We start from the raw sequence: 20,553 nt of genomic DNA on the forward strand, positions 1-20,553 counted from the left end.
CGTCTTGGCGTGTCTGTTGGATACATTTCGCGCAAGAGTTGACGGCTTGCGCGGAAATATATCAGCCACACGACGAATAGCGGTGCTACGAAGAAGAGGAGAATTGGCCCCCATGGGATCACTCCTCATCTTCCGCATCAAGGAGTTCCATGTTGAGGCCGAGGCCCCGGACTTCTTTCACAAGCACGTTGAACGATTCCGGGATACCGGCCTCGAAATTGTCCTCGCCTTTGACGATCGACTCGTAGACTTTCGTCCGACCCGCAACATCGTCCGACTTCACAGTCAGCATCTCTTGCAAGGTGTAAGCCGCGCCGTAGGCTTCCAGTGCCCAGACTTCCATCTCCCCGAAACGCTGGCCGCCGAACTGAGCTTTACCGCCCAGAGGTTGCTGCGTGACAAGGCTGTAAGGCCCGGTGGAACGTGCGTGGATTTTGTCGTCCACAAGGTGGTGCAGTTTCAGCAGGTACTTAACGCCGACCGTAACAGGGCGCGCGAACTGCTCACCCGTACGACCATCGAACAGCACCGATTGACCCGATGTGTCGAACCCGGCGCGTGCCAGAGCGTCGTTCACATCTGCTTCCTTCGCACCGTCAAAGACTGGCGTCGCGATTGGAACACCTTTGCTGACGGCTTGAGCGGATTCGATCATGTCGGCTTCGATCATGTTGCCGAACGCGTCGTTATACGTCTCGTCACCATAAGCGTGCTGCAAAGCGTCCCGAACGGGCTGGCTGTCGCCGGTGCGTTTGAATTCATCAAGCGCATCGTCGATTTTCAGGCCCAGACCACGTGCGGCCCACCCCATATGCGTTTCCAGAATCTGGCCCACGTTCATGCGCGACGGCACGCCCAGCGGGTTCAGACAGAAATCGACCGGAGTACCATCTTCAAGGAACGGCATGTCCTCCATCGGAACAACTTTGGAGATAACCCCTTTGTTGCCGTGACGACCGGCCATTTTATCGCCGGGCTGCAGCTTGCGCTTCACAGCCACGAAGACTTTGACCATCTTCATCACGCCCGGTGGCAGGTCGTCGCCGCGACGGACTTTCTCGACCTTATCCTCGAAACGGGCCTCCAAGGCACGCTTTTGCGCCTCATACTGGCTGTTCAAAGCTTCGACCGCTGCGGCCTCAGTTTCCTCAGCCAAGGCCAATTGCCACCACTGACCGCGGGACAGCATTTCCAGCATCTCAGGTGTGATTTCCGAGTTGGATGAGACGCCTTTCGGGCCCTTCACGGCAGTCTTGCCGATCAGCATGCCTTGCAGACGCGCGTAGATGTTGCGGTCCAGAATGGCCATCTCATCGTCACGGTCACGCGCCAAACGTTCGACTTCTTCGCGTTCAATCTGGACGGTCCGCTCGTCTTTCTCAACGCCGTGGCGGTTGAAGACACGTACTTCAACGACAGTCCCGAAGTCACCCGGTTTCACGCGCAGCGAGGTGTCACGTACGTCGGAAGCTTTCTCACCAAAGATGGCGCGCAGAAGCTTTTCTTCCGGCGTCATCGGGCTTTCGCCTTTTGGTGTGATCTTACCAACGAGAATATCGCCCGGCTCCACATCGGCACCGATATAGACGATGCCCGCCTCGTCGAGGTTGCGCAGGGCTTCCTCACCTACGTTTGGAATGTCGCGGGTGATTTCTTCTGGGCCGAGCTTCGTGTCACGGGCGGCGACTTCGAATTCCTCTATATGGATCGAAGTGAAGACGTCGTCACGCGCGATGCGCTCGGAGATCAGGATCGAGTCCTCATAGTTGTAGCCGTTCCAAGGCATAAACGCGACGAGGACGTTTTTACCAAGCGCCAGCTCACCCATGTCGGTCGATGGACCGTCGGCGATGACCTCTTGCTTGCGAACGACGTCACCCACTTTCACCAGCGGACGCTGGTTGATGCAGGTGTTCTGGTTCGAACGCTGGAATTTGCGCAACGAATAGATGTCCACGCCCGGATCGCCCGGCTCCAGATCATCGGTAACACGCACAACGATACGCTGCGCGTCCACCTGGTCGATGATCCCGCCGCGTTTCGCCTGAATTGCGGCGCCTGAATCGGTGGCAACGACGCCCTCAATCCCGGTGCCCACATAAGGCGCATCGGCTTGCAGCAAAGGCACCGCCTGACGTTGCATGTTCGAGCCCATCAAGGCCCGGTTCGCATCGTCATTTTCAAGGAACGGGATGAGCGAGGCCGCAACCGAGACCAACTGCTTTGGCGAGACGTCGATCAGATCAACATTCGCGTTCGATTGCAGCATGTATTCGCCCGACTGGCGCGTGGACACCAGATCGTTGACGAATTTCATGTTCTCATCGAGGTTCGCGTTCGCCTGCGCCACGGTGTGACGCATTTCTTCCGTTGCGGACATGTAGCTGACTTCGTCGGTGACGACACCGTCCACAACCTTGCGGTATGGTGTTTCGATGAAGCCGTATTTGTTCACACGGGCAAAGGTGGCCAGCGAGTTGATCAGACCAATGTTTGGCCCCTCCGGCGTTTCAATCGGACACATGCGACCGTAGTGGGTTGGGTGCACGTCGCGCACCTCAAAGCCCGCACGCTCACGTGTCAGACCACCTGGCCCAAGCGCGGACAGACGACGCTTATGCGTCACTTCCGAAAGCGGGTTGGTTTGGTCCATGAACTGCGACAGCTGCGAGGAGCCGAAGAATTCACGCACCGCAGCAGCCGCTGGTTTCGCGTTGATCAGATCTTGCGGCATGACAGTGTCGATCTCGACGCTGGACATACGCTCCTTAATCGCGCGCTCCATACGGAGCAGCCCAACGCGGTACTGATTTTCCATCAGCTCGCCGACGGAACGCACACGACGGTTGCCCAAGTGGTCAATATCGTCGATGTCGCCACGGCCATCACGCAGGTCAACCAGCGCTTTGATACAGGACACGATGTCTTCCTTGCGCAAGGTGCGCACGGTGTCTTCCGCGTCCAGATCGAGGCGCATGTTCATCTTCACCCGGCCAACAGCGGACAAGTCATAGCGCTCGCTATCGAAGAACAGCGTGTCGAACAGCGCGGATGCCGCTTCTACGGTGGGCGGCTCGCCCGGGCGCATCACGCGGTAGATGTCCATCAGCGCAGTATCGCGGCTGAAGTTTTTGTCGACTGCGACAGTGTTGCGGATGTAGGGACCCACATTGATGTTATCGATGTCGAGGACGGGAATTTCCGTGACGTCGTTATCAATCAAAGTCTTCAGCGTACCGCCGATGACCTCTTCGCCTTTTTTGTCCAGCTCCCATGTCAGCTCATCGCCGGCTTCGACCCAGATCTCGCCGGTTTCTTCGTTGATCATGTCACGTGCCACGAAACGGCCAACAATACCTTCGAAGGGTAGCAACACTTCTTCAATGTCGCCGCTGTCGATCATCGCCTTGACGGCGCGCGGGGTGACTTTCTTGCCAGCTTCCGCAATCACTTCGCCGGTTTTGGCGTTGATGATGTCCGCAGCAGGCTTGGTGCCTTTGATCCGCTCAGGGAAGAATTTGGTGGACCAGCCACCTTTCTTCACAGCTTTGAAAGACACTGTGTCGTAATAGGCATCCATGATCTGCTCTTGGTCCAGGCCCAGCGCATAAAGCAGGGTGGACACAGGCAGTTTGCGGCGGCGGTCGATGCGCGCAAAGACCACGTCTTTGGCGTCGAATTCGAAGTCCAGCCAGGAGCCGCGATATGGAATGATACGGCATGCAAACAAAAGCTTACCCGAGGAATGGGTTTTGCCTTTGTCGTGGTCGAAGAACACACCGGGTGAACGGTGCATTTGGGATACGATCACACGCTCAGTGCCGTTCACGACGAAAGTGCCGTTTGGCGTCATCAACGGCATGTCGCCCATGAAGACATCTTGCTCTTTGATGTCTTTGACCGATTTCGCGCCGGTGTCTTCGTCGATATCAAACACGATCAGGCGCAGCGTCACTTTCAAAGGCGCGCTGTAGGTCATGTCGCGTTGCTGACATTCCTCGACATCGTATTTCGGCTCTTCCAGTTCGTATTTCACGAATTCCAGAATGGCGGTTTCGTTAAAGTCTTTGATCGGGAAGACGGACTGAAATACGCCCTTGATGCCTTCGCCATCCATCGGTTCCAGCTGGTCGCCGGACTTCAGGAAGAGGTCATATGATGATTTTTGAACTTCAATGAGGTTTGGCATTGCGAGAACTTCGCGGATCTTGCCAAAATATTTACGGATGCGTTTCTGACCAACGTATGTTTGAGCCATGCTCGTCTCAGCCTTTCAGTTTCCTCGGACATGTCACCCCGGGGCCGGGCGGCATGTCGCTTGGACAAGGGCGGTCACTCAATACCTGCGCATCTTCCCACGAATGCGCTCCCGAGTGGTTTACCGTTCCTTAGAGAAGGCCTTATGGCGCAAAGGCCCTCTCTGAGACGCGGAAAGCCGGACCCGAATTTTGATCGGGTCCAGCTCATTTTAAGTGGTACGCGGCAGAACCGCGCCCGGATTACTTCAGCTCGACTTCGGCGCCAGCTGCTTCCAGCTTGCCTTTGATGTCTTCTGCTTCGGCTTTGTCGACGCCTTCTTTGACAGCTTTGCCGCCAGCTTCGACCAGGTCTTTTGCTTCTTTGAGGCCCAGGCCAGTGATGGCGCGGACTTCTTTGATGACGTTGATTTTGGATGCGCCAGCAGCGACCAAAACAACATCAAATTCAGATTTCTCCTCAGCAGCGCCGCCAGCGTCGCCACCAGCAGGACCAGCCATCATCACTGCGCCGCCAGCTGCGGGCTCGATGCCATACTCGTCCTTAAGGATGGTTTTCAGTTCTTGTGCTTCGAGAAGGGTCAGACCAACAATCTCTTCAGCAAGTTTTTTCAGATCAGCCATTTTACTGTTTCCGTTCTATTAAGATGTGTTCCAACGCGAGATTTACAACCCACGAAGGTCTCATTGAGAATTACGCAGCTTCTGCGCGCTCCTCGATGGTTGACAGGATGCTTGCGACGTTCGAAGCAGGTGCGCCAATAGCGCCGGCAATGCCCGAAGCAGGCGCGCCAATACAGCCCACGATGGAAGCAATAAGCTCCTCGCGAGACGGCATAGCGGCGACAGCTTTGACACCAGCGACGTCCAGAGCGTTGTCGCCCATGGCCCCACCAAGGATCTGCAACTTGTCGTTGCCCTTGGCATAGTCGTTCACCACTTTCGCGGCGGCGACGGGGTCCTCGGAATAGGCGAGAACGGTCATCCCTGTCAGGTATTCAGAAATGCTTGCGCATGGCTGACCTTCCAGAGCGATTTTGGCGAGCCTGTTCTTGGCGACGCGAACGGACCCACCAGCTTCACGCATTTGCGCGCGCAGGTCCTGCATCTCAGCAACCGTGAGACCTTCGTAATGGCTTACAACCACCACGCCAGAGCTTTCAAAGATCTGGCCGAGTTCCTCGACCACTTTCTCTTTCTGGGCTCTATCCACAGTTTTACTCCAAATTTGGGGACCCTAAGGCCCCGGCTCAGTAGTGCCGGCAAGCCGGCATTCGGGTCCTCATCGGGATTTAGCCAAAATCGCCCGAAACATCGGTACGAATGGGGTCTTTCCCGTCTCAGGCAGGACATTAAGACCTTTTGGGTCACCCACCATCTAGGACGAAATATGCCGCACAAAGAATCGCGCGGCACATAAAGGGGTTCCTTAAACCGATATCTCAGTCAAGGAAACCCCAAATTCTTATGACTTTCTTTGGGGGCCGGTCAGGCGCTAAACAAACTCGACATCATCGTCGCCTCTGTTGAAGTCTTCTGGTCCGGCGTGGCCGGTGTCCCCACAGATAGGGCAGCCCATTCCGGCAGTGCTGAACGTGATCAAAGGGAAGTCCGCAAGCGGGTCATCACCGTCTTCTGAATCATCATCCTCATCGGTTCGCCCCAAGGCGAGACCAAAGCCCAAAGCAGCGCCACCGCCCCCGCCGCCACCACCAATAAGACCCAGTCCGGCAGCAGCGCCCGAAGCGACACCCGCAAGCCCACCAAAGGCCGCAAGGAAGCCGAGCCCGAGCAAAGCAAGAACACCGGCGAATCCACCACCGCCGCCGCCATCATCGATTGGGTCGCTTTCCGGGGCACTGGCTGGTGGATCAGGCGGCGGGTCGGAAGCGGGCGGAGTTGGTGTTGGCGCCGCGGGGGGCGTCGGTGTTGGTTCCGGAACAGGTGTCGGCGTAGGCTCAGCCGTGGGTGTCGGTGCTGGCGCTGGCGATGACGCAGGTGGCGGCGTCGGAGCCGAGGCCGCAGCGGCACCATAAAGCGCCTGCGCACCAGCGACATCGCCATCCCCAAGCTCATCTGTCGAAATGAAAGGGTTGAGAATTTCAGACGTATCGTTTACGTGGCCCAGCCCAAGTGCATGGCCAATTTCGTGCAAGGCCACGGCGTAAAAATCTACTGTCCCAGCACCCCCTGTGGCGACCACTCTTCGTCAGAATCGAACACGATTTCTGCGTCGACCATGGTGCTGACACCGGGCTTTTCAAAGAATGAATACCGCGCTTGTCCAACAGTTGATCCTGCAAGCGATTCCGAGAACACGGTGATATCAGGCGAGTCAGAAGCGCTCGCGATTTCAAAATCGATGCCGGATACATCTTCCCAGGCTTGGAACGCGTCTGACAGGGCATCTTCAAACTGTGTTTCGGAATAGAGCGCGTTGTTGAAGTCGAGATCATCGATGAAATCGGCGTCCCAATAAACCGGCCCGCTTGACGTACCCAACGTCGCCGTGCCCCACTTGATTGCCGATCCATTGTCCGCCGTCGAAAACGCGAATGACATGCCCTCGTCCCCTTTTATTAGAAGGTCCGATGCAGAAACTCGCGGACCCTAACCTTTAGTTAACGCACTGTTAACTTCTGTTAGCCGATACGAGTAGGGCGAAATTGAGGCGACGCCCACATAAATTGAACAAAATTTACCAACAGGCGGGAAATTGCACAAAAAGACGGGCCAAAAGGCCCGTCTTTGAAATTTTGAGACGCAACAAAGGTAGTGCCAGCTTCAGCTGCCAGACTTAGTTGCCGGTCGCGTTTTCGACGTTGATCGTGACGCTTGGACCCATGGTTGAAGATACGACGATCTTCTTCATGTAAGTGCCTTTCGCGCCCGCCGGTTTGTTCTTCGCAACCGCACCAACAAAGGCACGCACGTTTTCGACCAGCTTGCCTTCGTCGAAAGAGGCTTTGCCGACGCCGGCATGTACAACACCCGCTTTCTCGACTTTAAACTGAACTTCGCCGCCCTTAGCCGCTTTGACAGCTGCTTCGACATCCATAGTCACCGTGCCCACTTTCGGGTTTGGCATCAGGTTGCGTGGGCCCAAAACTTTACCCAAACGGCCAACGATTGGCATCATGTCAGGTGTCGCGATGCAGCGATCAAATTCGATCTTGCCGCCTTGCACGATCTCCATCAGGTCCTCAGCGCCAACAATGTCCGCGCCCGCCGCTTTGGCTTCTTCGGCCTTCGCGTCGCGTGCAAAAACAGCAACGCGGACGGTTTTGCCGGTGCCGTTTGGAAGGGCAACAACGCCGCGTACCATCTGGTCGGCGTGACGCGGGTCAACGCCGAGGTTCATTGCGATCTCAACGGTTTCGTCAAACTTGGCTTTGGCGTTGTTTTTCACCAATGCGACGGCTTCTTCGACAGTGACGTCGCGCTTGCCTGCGAACTGCTCACGTGCGGCAGTTGTGCGTTTTCCGTGCTTAGCCATTACTTCACCTCGATGCCCATAGAGCGAGCGGAGCCCGCGATGATCAGCATTGCGCCTTCGATATCGTTGGCGTTCAGATCTTTCATCTTCGCTTCCGCGATTTCACGCAGCTGCTTGGATGTGACCGAACCCACGATTTCGCGGCTTGGGTTATTGGCGCCGGATTTCAGCTTGGCGGCCTTTTTCAGGTAATACGATGCCGGTGGAGTTTTGATGTCCATCGAGAACGATTTGTCCTGATAGTAGGTGATCACGGTCGGGCATGGCGCACCAGGCTCCATGTCTGCGGTCTTGGCGTTAAACGCCTTGCAGAACTCCATGATGTTGATACCGCGCTGACCCAGCGCAGGGCCCACGGGGGGCGATGGGTTGGCTTGACCTGCAGGAACCTGCAGCTTCATCGTGCCAGCGATCTTCTTGGCCATTGGCCTTCTCCTTTTCAACTCCCGCGCGGAACGCGTCCCGCCGGGTCTTCGTTATAGTGGTCCGGTCTGGCACGCGCGCGCGCCTCGCCTCCCACGTGATGCACGTCAGGTCGTTTTGGTGACCTGCGTGTATTCCAGCTCGACCGGGGTAGCCCGGCCAAAAATCGACACCGTCACCTTCAGGCGTTGGTTGTCGTCGTCGACTTCTTCGACCATGCCCGAGAAGCCTTCGAACGGGCCGTCGGTCACGTTCACATTCTCGCCCACGTCGAACACGATGGTGGAACGTGGCGCCTCTGCACCTTCTTCAACGCGGCCGAGGATCGCTTGGACTTCGGCGTCGCGCATAGGCATTGGTTTGCCTTGCGGACCCAAAAACCCAGTGACGCGGTTGATCGAATTGATCAGGTGGTAGCCGCGATCCGACATTTCCATGTGCACCAAGACATAGCCCGGCATAAAGCGGCGTTCAGCAGTGACTTTCTTGTTGCGACGAATTTCAATGACCTCTTCGGTCGGAACCAGCACTTCGCCAAAGTCTTCCTGCAATCCGTTTTCTTCAACAGATTGGCGGATCTGCTCAGCGATGCGCTTCTCGAAATTCGAGAGGACCGAGACCGAGTACCACCGTTTTGCCATTGCCAAATTGCCTTTGTTATCAGTGCCTTGCCGAAACGAAAACAGCGCGCATCTCGAGATCTATGCGCGCTTTCGTCTGGGATTGGAGGCTCACCTACCGCGAGAGAGATAAGAGATCAAGGGCTTGCGCGCCTATCGGTTGCCAAATCGAGTGCGATTATAAGGCTGCGTTTGGCTCTAGGCGCGTTTCAAAGCAGCACCGGGAAACCAAGATTGAGCGGAGATCAGATCTGCCGGACGGCCGAGCAAATAGCCCTGCCCCAACGGCACGCGCAGCGCGCGCAAGGCTGCAAGCTCCGCCTCTGTTTCGATGCCTTCGGCAACGATTTTCGCGCTGGTCTGATCGGCAAATCCAACAAGGGCTTCGGCAAGGAAGCGGCGCACAACGTCTTTTTCGATCCCGGAGGTCAGAGAAATGTCCAGCTTGATGATATCTGGGTTCAGCTGAACGATTTGCTGCAAGCCCGAATACCCGGCGCCCGCGTCGTCGACCGCCAAACGCAATCCATGCGCTCGCAATTTTGAAATTTCGTTCAGCATCGCAACCGGATCTGTGATCTCGGCATGCTCAGTCACCTCAAGCACAATGCGATCAAGCGGGGCGGCGTTCAAGACGTCGAAAAGCTGCCCGGATGCGACAGTCACGGGTGAGGCGTTCACGGAAATGTATGCGGGTTCGGGCAAATACGGGAGCATTTTAAGCGCAGTCACGATGACAGCGAGTTCCAGTTCAACCTGCATATTCACGCGCTGCGCGTCGTCGAACCACAGATTTGGGGGGCGGTAAGGTTCCGACTTGAAACGCGTCAACGCCTCAAACCCAACGGGGTGGCGCGTCGCGATATCCATGATCGGCTGCAATAGGATCGAATAGCGCTGCTCAGCGATCACGCGTTCCAGATCGCCGCGCAATTGTTCCAACTCGGTCTTGACGCTGATTTTTTCGTTCACCTGATCGGCGGAAATATCCGCGAAGGCGCGCATGACTTCCAGATCGCGCGCGTTCAGATCCTCTTTTGGGCTGCGCGACAACACGCAAAACATACCGTAGTTGGACCCATCGCGCCGTTTAATCGGCACGCTGACATGCGACCTAATGCCAACAGCGTCTGTGATCGGAACAGTCTTTGCCAGAGCGATGTTTTGCGTGTCTTGCATAATCTCCGGCAAGCGCCCCGCCAAAATATGCTGACAATAAACCTGATTGAGCGGAATGGACTTGCCCGGCGCGGCAAGGTCTTCGAACCCAGGCGCATCCACGGCGCGGAACACCAGATCATCGCCCACAAATTCGGAAAGATATGCTGCTTCCATGTCCAGATGGTTGCGCACGAAACGAAGCGCGGACTGAATGACGTCGCTATCCGGGACCTGCTCAGAAGCGACATTTGACAAGATGGCGGCAGCGGTCATGGGCAGGTCTCTTTCACACTCGGGACTTTCTTCGTCCCTAAGAGCCAAAGACAAACCAATCCTTACCACCGCACCGAAAGACACGTTGAACTTAGGTCAATTTTGATAGGATAGACGGCTTAGAACAGGCCAAATACGCTGTTCAAGCCGGTGCGAATTGTTAGATCCACAAGGCTGAAGAAAATCGCGGTCAGCGTCGCCATAATGAATACCATCACCGTCGTCAGCAGAACCTCACGGCGCGTCGGCCAAACGACCTTGGCAACCTCGGCGCGCGTTTGCTGAATAAATTGTGCTGGGTTCGTCATGGATCATGACCCTGTCAGATTCTGGTGCTTGAAAGGCAAATACGGCTCCGAGCGCGCTTTTGCAAGGGGCGCTCACCAAAAGGTGCCTTGGCGATGCGCGCTGTGCTGGTCTAGCCTTGTCGTAAGCATCCGTGAGAGGACCCAACATGAAACAGCTATTGTGCGGCTTGGGCGTTGCCGTCGTGATTGCAACCCAAACCCTGGCTCAACAAATCACCGAACCAGAAGCCGCACCGCTGCCCGAAGCCCCAATGACCGTATCACGCTTGGGTGAGATCGTCTTGGCCCTTGACCCCGACAGCCAGACCAACGGGTTTCAGTTTCAGCTGACAATCGAGGACGTGCCGGTCCTGATCATCACCGATCACAGCGCCGATCGGATGCGGGCGATGGTGCCAATCCGCGCGGCTGCCGATATGGATGCGGAAGAGGTCATGCGGGTCATGCAGGCGAATTTCGATACGGCCCTTGATGCACGCTATGCGATTGCTCAGGGCCGGTTGTGGGGCGTTTTTATCCACCCGCTTTCGCCGCTGGAAAAAGATCAGCTGATCTCGGGCCTTGGACAAGCGGTGAACCTAGCGAAGACGTATGGCTCTCTCTATACCGGTGGCGCGATGAGCTTTGGGGGCGGCGACTCAATCCCGTTGCAACGCCAGTTGATCGACCGGCTTTTGGAACGCGGTCAGGATATTTAGTCGCGTACCAACAGCGCACTGCCGAAATGGCGCAAAACCATTTCCATATAGCTGGCGCCGCCGTCATGTGGCGATTTATCCAAAACAGCGTCGACCTGTGAGGCATGGCCCGGCACTTGGGTGTCGACCAAAGTCACTGGTGCCCCCACCTGCGCCGCGCGCGAGGCGCCAAACTGGGCATCCTGGATATCGATGATGCGGTCATTGGGCCCGTGAAACATCAGGCAAGGCACACCCTTGGATGACAGCCGCCAAGGCTGCACAATAGCCGACGAAATCGCCACAACCGCGTCGGGCATTGCCAAACGCGCGCGCCAATGGCTGGGTGGGAAGGCCAGCGACAAAGCGGCAATTCCGCCAGCCGAGACGCCCAAAACCCCAATTTTTCGCGTCGCGATGCCGAGGTTGTTGCCCTCAACCCACAAAAATTCAATCGCGCGCGACAGATCTTCCAGCGCCGCAATAAAGGCCGGTCCGTAAAGCTTGGAGGATAGTCCAAAACGGATCCCCTCGCTGCGCCTTTGGTAGGCCGCAATGTAGGCTTGATCGGCTTCCGAAAATGCGGCCAACGGGGTCGCAAGCCGGTAGCTGACGGATGCCACAGCGTAGCCTGCATCGGTCAGTTTCTTGGCAAAATGCGGCACGGCCTCGTCCTGCCGCGTGCCTTTGCGAAACCCGCCGCCATGCGCGTAAATAATGCAAGCCTGCGCCGTCAACGAGTTGGGCAGATACATGTCGAGCATCAGCTCGCTGGCGGGGTCAAAGGGGATGTCGGGAACGCATTTCATAGCAGCGGCCTATTGTGGCGCATGGCCGTCCGTCAGAAAGCGCGGCGCGGCATATGGACTGGCAGGGGCTGAGGGACTCGAACCCACGACCCTCGGTTTTGGAGACCGATGCTCTACCAACTGAGCTAAGCCCCTGCACTGGGTTTGGTGCTTACGAAAGCAAAGGCTGCAATGCAAGCCGTGAAATGCGCAATGGGTTTATATGCATGCAGCATGCGGTCGTCGCGCAGGTTTATATGGCATCGGCCGGGCTGCGCGTGTGGTAACCCGCCAAACTGTCGGCCCGCGATCCGATATCTAGCGCCACGGCGCCAGCCAGTTTTCCTTCATGAACCAACGCCTTGCCGACATAGCCGCCTGATACCAGCAGCACACGGCCCGGCGCGCAGGCGGCCGTGACGCGGGCTTTGGTCGCCTCAAACTCTTCGGTGATGGAGGCCGCACAATCTGCAACAGGCAGGCCTTTGTTTTGTTCCGGGACCAGCGAAATAAACGTCATCGCCTCCGCATTTGGCAGCCGCATCTGCGCGGGCGACAGCCCCCCGACGACAACGACATGTTCGGCAGCAGCGATAAGCTGGGACAAAAATGCCCGCGTATACAGGATCGTGTGCGCGCGATCTTCCGTCACGCATTTGTCGGCCAAGCTGATGACGCGACCAAGCGCATGAACATGGGCCAAAAGGGCACGCCCGGTTGTCGTGTCGGTCATTGATGTGCCCGGTGCCGCGTCGCGGATCAAGCGATGCGCCGAACACACACCCAGTACGTCCGCACCTTGTAGGGCTTGTGCAATCTCGCGCGCAAAAAAGTCACCGCGCTCTGGTGCGATGCGGTGCTGCCACCAAGCCTCCTCCCGCAATTGGTCGTCGCCCGGCAGCTTCGCGGACGCGCTTTGCGCGCAATCGGGCAGCGCCATGCGGTAAGCCGCGCCGTCCCCCATGCGCTGAAAGGCGAGCGGTTGCCGGTCACGAACCGCTTGCAAGAGGATATCGCGCAGGGCCTGTGCCTGGTCTGGCTCCATTCGGATGTTGGTGAAGTCCTGCCCGGCTGAGCGGATTTTGTCGCGGTAGGCTCTACAAAACCAATCCCATTCTGGCCCCCGATCCGGCAATGCCGCGTGAAGCGCGGCCACAAGCGCGTCGGTCGTGGGCGGCGCTTCTTCGCGTTCCGCCAGCATCCATCGGGGCACTGTGAAAAACAGATGATCAAGCGCGCTCATTTGGGCTCCGCGTCGGGCCAGCAAATCACGCGCAAGCGCCTTGCGCCCGTCATGTATCAACCCGATCAAGAGCCCGTAAAGATAGCGGTTCGGGATGGAGGCCAGCTCAGGGTTTGTCGCGCCCGCGGCCCAGGATGAAATGAAGTCAAACGCACGGTCCCGGTAGGATTGCCCGCACAACAAATGCACAAACCGCAACCGGCTACTCGATCCCGGTGAGCAGGTCCGATAGGCCGCAATCATGTCGTCCAATCGTAACGTCGGATCGCTGTCGCGAAACCGCGCCGAAAAATCCCAGTATGCCCGCAAGCTGGGGTGCCCAAGCCTTTCGTCTGACGCAGCACAGGCCAATTGGGCGCGATCTTTGCGCTGAAAAAACGTGCCGATATAGCGGTTCAACGCGGCCTCAGCCAAAACCCCGCACTCCGCCGCGAGATGAATGAGCGTATCCCCGCATTCGACCGATTTGGGAGGCGCCTCCAAGGCCGCCACCGGGTCTTGTGCCTTCACTGCTTGCGCGACCTCAGCTCTCAGCGCGCGCAACTGCTGGGGATCATACATATTTGACGCCTCCGAACCTTCACGCGCCCAATTGGACATGGAGAGATTTAGGCCGGGTTAATGCATGTCTGCGATCCGCGATTGCGAGCACCCACTGCACTTCGCCAGACCTGAGGATGGCGATCTCACCACTGTTCGCCCGAGTTCAATATCAGCCAAACACTTCTTCCAAATATTAGAAGCGCCAAGACCAGACCGGTCGCCAACCCCGCCGGGCGATTTGGCGGTGCCCGGCGGGGACAAAACCGCTTGATCCCAGGTGGGTGCTCTACTTCGATTGAATGTCTGCTTTGAACCCAAAGTTACCGGATGCTGCAATTTTTCCAAAAGCCTGCTGTTCAATATGGTAACAACAAATTGCAAAGATTGACGTGAGTTCTTTGAATCGCCTCTGTCTCTCGTTACGCTATTCTGAGAGCATCTCATTCGCGAAACAGTTGCGCCTATTCCTCCGATATTAGCATCGCAATGAAGTTGAAAAATAGACCTCTGGCAGAGATCGACCTAGATCCACAATTATTAAGTCGCTTTGATCCGGACAAGTTTGACCTTGTCAGCTTTCCATGAGTTAAGAGTGCGCTCCAAGGAGATTGGACTGTGTTATATTCAAAATGCTTAAAGCCTATTTTTTTTTGGCTGTCCTAGCCGCATGCGACCCCGTAGAGACGGCTGTCCCGAGCAGCGGGGCTGCAACCATAGTTTCTTTTGAAAAGGAAGAGCTGGTGACACAGCACGCCGCGTGGGACGGAATGTGCAAAACTGCATTTGTCGAGATTTTCATAGTCAGAGAGCCTCAAAACGGCAAAATCCTACTACGGAATGGAGCCTCTAAAATTGGCGCTGGGCAACTACGCGGTGGTGATATCGGCTCATGCAATGGAAAAACCGTGGGGGCGACACAGATTTGGTATCAACCCTCACGAGGCTTTCGAGGCTCAGACAGTTTTACGGCAAAGATTTCAACCCCATCAGGAGGGGGGACACTGACTTACGATGTAGTGGTCAGGTAGGCTAAAGTCAGCTGTGCCCGCAGAATGAACCCGCTTGGTGAACCAATGCCAGTTTTGTTACACCGTTTCGGCACCGCGCACCCAAATGAGCCAGTGTTAATCGATGTGTTTAGCTTAGGCCGGCGCCCATTTAGATCCTAGTCGGAGGACAGTAAGTCGTGAGCTTGCGAACGCATTATAGCGGCGTGCCGAAGTGTCCAATTCCAATGGAAGTAGCGCTGCAGCGTCGCAATTGCCGGTTGCCGTTGCAAATCCACTTTACCTATTGCGCTGCGGCCTTTGACATCTCCAAAGTCGCATCAGAATAGGTTTCGACATAGGTGCGCCCGTCGACACTGTGCGCAAGTGGGGCGAATACGATGTTGCGCATCCCCATGGCGCTTGTGACCTCGAACGCCTCGCGCGGCGGCGTTGCTTCCCAGACCAAAACCTGTGCCTGCGTTTCCGCGACCAGGCTGCGCAGGTTTTCGATCTCGGCGTCACTTGGCATAGCCCCGGCGTCCCATTCCAATGATCTCATCGTAAGGTCGTAGCGCCGGGCCAGGTATTCATAGCGAGGGTGGGTCGCAATGAGTGTCATATCTTGCAGGCCATCCAAAGCCTCGCGCGCTTGGGCATCCATAGCTTCCAAATCGGCCCGCAAGCTGCCCAGCCGCGCCGCAACGTCCTCCGCCGGCGCAAGATCTCGGGCTGTAATTGCGGCAGCCATAGCTTCTGCCTGTGCAATCGCGAGCATCGGGTCGAGCCAGAGATAGGACGCCAACCCTTCATGCGAATGCTCCCCGCCGTCGCCATGGCTGTGGGTGATGCTTTCGGTGATGATAAACTGATCTTCGATCGCGGCTGAGCTGTTCACAACTTTGGAGCGCGGCAAAGACACCCGGTCGACCCAAGTGGCAAATCCCGCGCCATTCAGCACGATCAGATCAGCGGATTGGATCATGCTGATATCGGCAATGGATGGCCGCCAAAATGATGGGTCCACTTCGGTAGGAACCGGAAACACAACCTCAGCCGTATCGCCCGCTAGGCGCTCTGCAAAATACTGCAGCGGGTAGTTCACGGTGACAATTCGGGGCTGATCCTGTGCCGTGGCGATATTGGCAGCAAAGATCAGCCCGGCGGCCAGCAAGGTTTGAAAGGGGCGCAGCATGGTCAACTCTGACAACTTCGGGCGATGTCGTCGGGTGTGACGATCCAGTAATTGTCGTGGCTGCCGGTATCGACTTCGATCACCAGACCTTCGGAATGGTTCAAGCTTTCAAGCGGCACGGCAACGGTTCCGTCCTTTGAAATCGGCACGGTGGCCAGCAGATCATTCTGGCCGTCAAGAACACGCACATCCGCCAGTTGGACCGGGTTGCCGTTGGAAAACTTGGCCTCCACGGTCACGGCCTCACAATCGACTGAGGCGAAAACGATCAGCTGATGTGCCGCCGCCCCAAATGGGAGCGTGGCAACGATAGCAGCAAAGGCCGCGGTTCGGATCACTGCCCGGTCCATTCTTCGAAATGGACCCAGATCACCGCGCCAAGCTCAACCGCCTTATCCTCGCCATCCTGCGGCAAGGTGTAATCAGCGGTGTTCAGCGCTGCAAAGCCCCACCAACCGTCAGAGGGCGGCGCGTAGGTGAAGACGCCGGACGCGTCCGCTTTCACGGTTTGGGTGATCATCAGCTCGTCGGGCACGGTGGCCCCGGCATCATTGAAAAACTCAACCTCGACCTCAGCGTAAGGAACGGGCGCGCCATCCATTTTCACGATGCCTTGAAACACGTTGTGTTCCCACAGGCCGAAGGGCTTGGACAGTGGTACGATCTCGGTCTTCAGCCCCAGCTCCGCATCCCAACCTTCGTCATCGCCAAAAGCGGTCACATAGGTCTTCGTGTAATGAATGATGAAGGAATCCTCGGCAGGCTCCCAAAAGGGCTGCGGCTCCATCGCAAAGATATAGGTGCCGGGACGATCCAAACGGTAATCCAGCGTGTAGCCCTGATCGTCCATAACCGTGGCACTGGTCAGATCGCCCAGCAGGTTTGACGTCGTCCCTTCATGCGTCACCGAAATCGCAACAGGCGTGTCCAGCACCATTCCGTCCCGCTCGAACGGGTGCGAGAACGACATGGTCAACGCAACAGTTCGCCCATCTTCCTGACTAATCATCGAGTCATTTGGGATAATCATCCCGTAGTGACCAAGCGCCGGCGTTGCTGCGACAAAAGCCGCGACTGATGCAGTGAGAAAATGGCGTTTCATAGGAACCTCTGTTGATTATGAACCAAGGGCAAGCAGCCAGCCGACCCAAGCCTCGGCATTGCGCGAGACGATCGCAGCCCCCACCAAAGCGATGAGCGTTGACAGCGATAGTAATGTGATTGTTTCTGCCGACAACAGCCGAAGGACCATGCCGCGCCTGGCGCCCAATTTTACAGCTGTTGCGATTTCCTTTGCGCGCAACCGGTAGCTGAGAAAAACTGCCAAGCCGATGGCCGCCATTGCTGCAACGGCGATAATCATGGTCACCGCGTCGAGCAGGGATTTGATCCGGAAAATCCGGTCCACCAGGCCTTTGATCACCCCAGCGGGCTCAATCAGCTGGGTCGGGCTTTCGCTATCAAGGTATCGACCTTTCAGGATGGTTCCCGACCGCGTGTCATTAGGCACCACAATCACCGCAGATGTCGGGAATTCGTCCTGGCTGCCGTGGAAATGGAAGCTGTCGATATTGTCGTCGGTAATGCGCTGGTATTGCACGACAGCCGCATTGGACAGCGCCGCGGTGCCCGCCGCCACTTGCGAGGCCGTCACAACATCTTCATGCCCGTGGCCGATCCCCTGGATCACCCAAGCCGTTTTGATATCGACAAAAATCGCCTGATCATCGGGTGAGTTTGTGGGCGCCAGCACGCCGACAATGGGCATCTCCAGCGGATAGACCCCATCCAGATCGAATAGGTTCTCCGGCGATGACACCAACGTGTCCCCCACCCCCTTGCCAAGCAATGCCGCCACATCTGACCCGATCACGGCATCGCCCAGCACCGACAATCCCCGCCCGTCCGTCAGGCTGAGGCCGCGGAAATCGAAATAGTCCAGCGTCGTGCCAACGATCCGGAACCCGCCAGACGAAAACGCGGAATGCAGCGGAATTGGAATGCCCAGGCCGCTATCCCAAACGGCTTCCACCTCGCGCATCGGCACCGGGTCCGGCCGCTCGTCCGAGAAATAAAGCGCGGCCATCGTCAGATCCAGCTGCGACCCACGGCTGCCCAGCAAAAGCGGCGTCGCATCGCCGCGCGCCACCAGCGAACGTTCGCTGGTCGACAGCAAGATTTGCGTGGCAATCGGCACAAACAGGATCAACGCCGCCACCAATGTCAGCACAAGGCTGCGCCCCCAATGGTAGCGCATATAGGCAAAGGCCAGATAAAGCGCATTCATGCCGGGGCCTCTTCGCGGAATTGCGCGAAATCAATCACCCGCTCAAATCGTGGCAGCAATTCGTGGTCATGGGTCACAGCCAGCACGGGCGCGCCCGCCTCTGCGGCCTGTTCAAACAGCAGATCAAGGATGCGCGTCTTGCTGGCCGGGTCCAGATTGCCGGTCGCCTCATCCGACAAGATCAGTTTCGGTTGGGTCACCAACGCCCGGCAAATCGCGACGCGTTGTTGTTCACCTTGGCTCAAGGCGTTTGGGTGGCGATCCAGCTTGTCGCCAATCCCGCAGGCCTCCGCCAAAGCGTCGGCCCGGTCTCGCGCCGCCGCGTCAAGGGTCAGCGCGGGGGTGATGCGGTAGGGGTAAAGGATGTTTTGGCGGGCCGACAAATAGTCAAGCAGCGCAAAGTCCTGAAAGACAAACCCAATCGTGCTGGCCCGAAAGCGCCGCCGCGCCGGATCAGACAGCGTAGCAACATCCGTACCCGCCACGTCAATCTTTCCGGCCTCCGGCGTCAAGATACCTGCAATCAGGTTCAACAACGTGGTTTTGCCGCTCCCGCTCGGGCCCACGATGGCCACGCGTTCGGTGTCGGCCAGTGAAAACTCCGGCACGCGCAGGCGGAAATCGCTGCCGCCATAGCAGAAGGTGACGTTTTCAAGTGTGATCATCAGTTCGTTTGCGGGGCAAGGAATGTCTCGCCCGCCGCGTCCCTATTGACCTGTAGCAGCTCAAAATCCGTGATCCGCCAAGCGCCATCAACCGGCGATACGGACAAATCCGCGCTGTAGGTGTTGCCGCGCACATGTAGGTGCTCTGCATGTCCGACGGTTCCAATCACCTGCCATGAGGCATTGATCGCCAATGTTCCGCCTTCCCGCGCAACCTGGGTGTTCAGCAGCTTGATCTCATGGATCGTCTGATCCGCCTCCTCCAAACCGCCGCCCGCCATTGCCCCCACGCGTTCAAGGTAGAGAAATTCCAAAGCGTCGCCATGGGTGACGCTGGCCAAGGTGTCGTAGATCGTGTCTTCCTCGGTCTGCCCAAACGCGTCATAGACAACCAAAAGCAGCGCGGGCGTCAGCCGCCAAAACTCGGTGCGCGCGTCCTCAATCGTCAAAGGATCAAGGCCCGGCGCGGTAAATTCTGCGGTCTCCGACACTTGATTTTGGCCGGGCAACAGCAATACTGCGGCAATGCCAGCAGCGACGAGCAGCGCAAGGCCCGCAAGAAGAGGTATTGGTTTCATCAAAGAAGCGCGCCCTGGCAAATCAGAAGTGTTGCGACGCATTGTGTTGCCGACAGCCCCGGACTGCAAGGCCATGACACTTCAACATTTCGATGAGCAAATGCTCATCTATTGGCGGCATCTAAGTGAGGTTTGCTGCTAACGCGCCAATAAACATTTAGGTGGTCGCGCGAAGACCTCAACAGTCGCCCGCGATTTACGACGACAATAACCGCCCCAAACTTAAGGTCCGTACTAAAATCGTTTGCCCAAGCGCCATCCTGGTGTTTACAGCGGCTTAAAGGCTGACGCTACCGATGTTGATACGACTAATGCGTGAGTACCTGATCGAGGAAAGTGCGGGTGCGGTCGCTTTGCGGCGATGTGAAGAAGGTTTCGGGGTCATTTTCTTCAATGATCTCACCTGCATCCATAAAGATCACGCGGTCGGCGACCTTGCGCGCAAAACCCATTTCGTGCGTAACGCAGACCATCGTCATGCCTTCTTCCGCAAGTGTGATCATCACATCCAGCACTTCGCCGATCATTTCGGGGTCGAGCGCCGAGGTCGGTTCGTCAAACAAAAGGATTTCGGGTTTCATGCACAATGCCCGGGCGATTGCGACGCGTTGTTGTTGCCCACCTGAAAGCTGACCGGGGAACTTTGCCGCCTGGTTCCCGATCTGAACCTTGTTGAGGAACCCCATGGCGATCTCTTCTGCTTCGGCTCTGGGCGTCTTGCGCGCCAGCATCGGAGCCAAAGTGCAGTTATCCAGGATGCTGAGGTGCGGGAACAGATTAAAATGCTGAAAACACATGCCAACTTCGCGGCGCATCTCTTCGATATTTGGCGCATCAGCGTTGATCATCTCGCCGTTGATGAGGATGTCGCCGGACTGGTGTTCTTCCAACTGATTGATCGTGCGGATCATCGTGGACTTCCCCGACCCGGACGGCCCACAGACGACGATTTTTTCGCCTTTGGTTACGGAAAGGTTAATGTTTTTGAGGGCGTGAAACGTGCCATAAAATTTGTTCACATCTCGCATTTCAACAGCAAGCGACATAGAATTTC

At 57.0% G+C, this 20,553-nt stretch carries 20 protein-coding genes and 1 tRNA gene; 1 reads left to right on the top strand and 20 read right to left on the bottom strand.

What is annotated here, in order from left to right:
- Nucleotides 1-118: 118 nt before the first annotated feature.
- The 10 genes from rpoB to secE all read right to left on the bottom strand — a co-directional run bounded on the left by rpoB (nucleotide 119) and on the right by secE (nucleotide 10,537).
- Complete coding sequence (gene rpoB, locus ACZ1G7_RS09570) at nucleotides 119-4,258, bottom strand: DNA-directed RNA polymerase subunit beta (RefSeq protein WP_472663583.1); 4,140 nt, start codon at nucleotides 4,256-4,258, stop codon at nucleotides 119-121.
- Nucleotides 4,259-4,499: 241 nt separating this feature from the next.
- Nucleotides 4,500-4,880, bottom strand: coding sequence for a 50S ribosomal protein L7/L12 (rplL, locus tag ACZ1G7_RS09575; RefSeq protein WP_472663584.1), 381 nt, complete (start codon nucleotides 4,878-4,880; stop codon nucleotides 4,500-4,502).
- 70 nt (nucleotides 4,881-4,950) lie between these two features.
- A complete protein-coding gene (gene rplJ, locus ACZ1G7_RS09580) occupies nucleotides 4,951-5,469 on the bottom strand; it encodes a 50S ribosomal protein L10 (protein ID WP_472663585.1) in 519 nt (172 codons plus the stop codon).
- A 282-nt stretch (nucleotides 5,470-5,751) separates the two neighbouring features.
- A complete protein-coding gene (locus tag ACZ1G7_RS09585; RefSeq protein ID WP_472663586.1) occupies nucleotides 5,752-6,417 on the bottom strand; it encodes a matrixin family metalloprotease in 666 nt (221 codons plus the stop codon).
- An 11-nt stretch (nucleotides 6,418-6,428) separates the two neighbouring features.
- Nucleotides 6,429-6,818, bottom strand: coding sequence for a zinc metalloprotease (locus ACZ1G7_RS09590; protein ID WP_472663587.1), 390 nt, complete (start codon nucleotides 6,816-6,818; stop codon nucleotides 6,429-6,431).
- 235 nt (nucleotides 6,819-7,053) lie between these two features.
- On the bottom strand, nucleotides 7,054-7,752 hold the full coding sequence (gene rplA / locus ACZ1G7_RS09595) for a 50S ribosomal protein L1 (protein ID WP_472663588.1): 699 nt from the start codon (nucleotides 7,750-7,752) through the stop codon (nucleotides 7,054-7,056).
- The gene (rplK, locus tag ACZ1G7_RS09600) at nucleotides 7,752-8,177 is read right to left on the bottom strand and encodes a 50S ribosomal protein L11 (protein ID WP_472663589.1); all 426 of its coding nucleotides are present in this window, start codon (nucleotides 8,175-8,177) and stop codon (nucleotides 7,752-7,754) included. The genes rplA and rplK overlap by 1 nt, the downstream gene beginning before the upstream one ends.
- Before the next feature lie 105 nt (nucleotides 8,178-8,282).
- A complete protein-coding gene (nusG, locus tag ACZ1G7_RS09605; protein ID WP_472663590.1) occupies nucleotides 8,283-8,816 on the bottom strand; it encodes a transcription termination/antitermination protein NusG in 534 nt (177 codons plus the stop codon).
- A gap of 177 nt (nucleotides 8,817-8,993) precedes the next feature.
- A complete protein-coding gene (locus ACZ1G7_RS09610; protein ID WP_472663591.1) occupies nucleotides 8,994-10,229 on the bottom strand; it encodes a sensor domain-containing phosphodiesterase in 1,236 nt (411 codons plus the stop codon).
- A gap of 119 nt (nucleotides 10,230-10,348) precedes the next feature.
- Nucleotides 10,349-10,537 carry a preprotein translocase subunit SecE gene (gene secE, locus ACZ1G7_RS09615; RefSeq protein WP_472663592.1) on the bottom strand — a complete coding sequence of 63 codons (189 nt, stop codon included), beginning with the start codon at nucleotides 10,535-10,537 and terminating at the stop codon, nucleotides 10,349-10,351.
- Nucleotides 10,538-10,683: 146 nt separating this feature from the next.
- Between secE and ACZ1G7_RS09620 the strand changes: the two genes are divergently transcribed.
- Nucleotides 10,684-11,235: a hypothetical protein gene (locus tag ACZ1G7_RS09620; protein WP_472663593.1), complete on the top strand. Its 552-nt coding sequence runs from the start codon at nucleotides 10,684-10,686 to the stop codon at nucleotides 11,233-11,235.
- On the opposite strand, the gene ACZ1G7_RS09625 is transcribed toward ACZ1G7_RS09620, so the two are convergent.
- The 10 genes from ACZ1G7_RS09625 to ACZ1G7_RS09670 form a co-directional block, all read right to left on the bottom strand.
- Nucleotides 11,232-12,023, bottom strand: a complete 792-nt coding sequence (locus ACZ1G7_RS09625; RefSeq protein WP_472663594.1) for an alpha/beta hydrolase — start codon at nucleotides 12,021-12,023, stop codon at nucleotides 11,232-11,234. The two genes, ACZ1G7_RS09620 and ACZ1G7_RS09625, sit on opposite strands and share 4 nt — an antisense overlap.
- A gap of 59 nt (nucleotides 12,024-12,082) precedes the next feature.
- A tRNA-Trp gene (locus ACZ1G7_RS09630) sits at nucleotides 12,083-12,158 on the bottom strand.
- Nucleotides 12,159-12,255: 97 nt separating this feature from the next.
- Nucleotides 12,256-13,806, bottom strand: a complete 1,551-nt coding sequence (locus ACZ1G7_RS09635; RefSeq protein WP_472663595.1) for a hypothetical protein — start codon at nucleotides 13,804-13,806, stop codon at nucleotides 12,256-12,258.
- A gap of 1,272 nt (nucleotides 13,807-15,078) precedes the next feature.
- On the bottom strand, nucleotides 15,079-15,969 hold the full coding sequence (locus ACZ1G7_RS09640; RefSeq protein ID WP_472663596.1) for a metal ABC transporter substrate-binding protein: 891 nt from the start codon (nucleotides 15,967-15,969) through the stop codon (nucleotides 15,079-15,081).
- Between the two features lie 2 nt (nucleotides 15,970-15,971).
- Nucleotides 15,972-16,307, bottom strand: coding sequence for a hypothetical protein (locus ACZ1G7_RS09645; protein WP_472663597.1), 336 nt, complete (start codon nucleotides 16,305-16,307; stop codon nucleotides 15,972-15,974).
- Entirely contained in the window at nucleotides 16,304-17,071 is a 768-nt protein-coding gene (locus tag ACZ1G7_RS09650; protein WP_472663598.1) for a DUF4198 domain-containing protein, read from the bottom strand. Before ACZ1G7_RS09650 ends, ACZ1G7_RS09645 begins: the two co-directional genes overlap by 4 nt.
- Before the next feature lie 15 nt (nucleotides 17,072-17,086).
- The gene (locus tag ACZ1G7_RS09655) at nucleotides 17,087-18,256 is read right to left on the bottom strand and encodes an ABC transporter permease (RefSeq protein ID WP_472663599.1); all 1,170 of its coding nucleotides are present in this window, start codon (nucleotides 18,254-18,256) and stop codon (nucleotides 17,087-17,089) included.
- Nucleotides 18,253-18,921 (bottom strand): ABC transporter ATP-binding protein, encoded by a 669-nt coding sequence (locus ACZ1G7_RS09660; RefSeq protein WP_472663600.1) that lies wholly within the window; start codon nucleotides 18,919-18,921, stop codon nucleotides 18,253-18,255. Before ACZ1G7_RS09660 ends, ACZ1G7_RS09655 begins: the two co-directional genes overlap by 4 nt.
- On the bottom strand, nucleotides 18,921-19,499 hold the full coding sequence (locus ACZ1G7_RS09665) for a hypothetical protein (protein ID WP_472663601.1): 579 nt from the start codon (nucleotides 19,497-19,499) through the stop codon (nucleotides 18,921-18,923). The genes ACZ1G7_RS09660 and ACZ1G7_RS09665 overlap by 1 nt, the downstream gene beginning before the upstream one ends.
- 308 nt (nucleotides 19,500-19,807) lie before the next feature.
- A complete protein-coding gene (locus ACZ1G7_RS09670) occupies nucleotides 19,808-20,545 on the bottom strand; it encodes an amino acid ABC transporter ATP-binding protein (protein ID WP_472663602.1) in 738 nt (245 codons plus the stop codon).
- Nucleotides 20,546-20,553 lie beyond the last annotated feature (8 nt).

The sequence above is a fragment of the Litoreibacter sp. JB4-2 genome (assembly GCF_055693445.1).

Bases quoted from the DNA above. Each gene is read 5' to 3' on its own strand.
- ACZ1G7_RS09635 (WP_472663595.1), bottom strand. From the start codon at position 13,806: ATGTATGATCCCCAGCAGTTGCGCGCGCTGAGAGCTGAGGTCGCGCAA.
- ACZ1G7_RS09620 (WP_472663593.1), top strand. From the start codon at position 10,684: ATGAAACAGCTATTGTGCGGCTTGGGCGTTGCCGTCGTGATTGCAACC.
- ACZ1G7_RS09650 (WP_472663598.1), bottom strand. From the start codon at position 17,071: ATGAAACGCCATTTTCTCACTGCATCAGTCGCGGCTTTTGTCGCAGCA.
- ACZ1G7_RS09625 (WP_472663594.1), bottom strand. From the start codon at position 12,023: ATGAAATGCGTTCCCGACATCCCCTTTGACCCCGCCAGCGAGCTGATG.
- secE (WP_472663592.1), bottom strand. From the start codon at position 10,537: ATGACGAACCCAGCACAATTTATTCAGCAAACGCGCGCCGAGGTTGCC.
- rplA (WP_472663588.1), bottom strand. From the start codon at position 7,752: ATGGCTAAGCACGGAAAACGCACAACTGCCGCACGTGAGCAGTTCGCA.
- nusG (WP_472663590.1), bottom strand. From the start codon at position 8,816: ATGGCAAAACGGTGGTACTCGGTCTCGGTCCTCTCGAATTTCGAGAAG.
- ACZ1G7_RS09665 (WP_472663601.1), bottom strand. From the start codon at position 19,499: ATGAAACCAATACCTCTTCTTGCGGGCCTTGCGCTGCTCGTCGCTGCT.
- rpoB (WP_472663583.1), bottom strand. From the start codon at position 4,258: ATGGCTCAAACATACGTTGGTCAGAAACGCATCCGTAAATATTTTGGC.
- rplK (WP_472663589.1), bottom strand. From the start codon at position 8,177: ATGGCCAAGAAGATCGCTGGCACGATGAAGCTGCAGGTTCCTGCAGGT.
- ACZ1G7_RS09660 (WP_472663600.1), bottom strand. From the start codon at position 18,921: ATGATCACACTTGAAAACGTCACCTTCTGCTATGGCGGCAGCGATTTC.
- ACZ1G7_RS09670 (WP_472663602.1), bottom strand. From the start codon at position 20,545: ATGTCGCTTGCTGTTGAAATGCGAGATGTGAACAAATTTTATGGCACG.
- rplL (WP_472663584.1), bottom strand. From the start codon at position 4,880: ATGGCTGATCTGAAAAAACTTGCTGAAGAGATTGTTGGTCTGACCCTT.
- ACZ1G7_RS09655 (WP_472663599.1), bottom strand. From the start codon at position 18,256: ATGAATGCGCTTTATCTGGCCTTTGCCTATATGCGCTACCATTGGGGG.
- ACZ1G7_RS09640 (WP_472663596.1), bottom strand. From the start codon at position 15,969: ATGCTGCGCCCCTTTCAAACCTTGCTGGCCGCCGGGCTGATCTTTGCT.
- ACZ1G7_RS09610 (WP_472663591.1), bottom strand. From the start codon at position 10,229: ATGACCGCTGCCGCCATCTTGTCAAATGTCGCTTCTGAGCAGGTCCCG.
- ACZ1G7_RS09590 (WP_472663587.1), bottom strand. From the start codon at position 6,818: ATGTCATTCGCGTTTTCGACGGCGGACAATGGATCGGCAATCAAGTGG.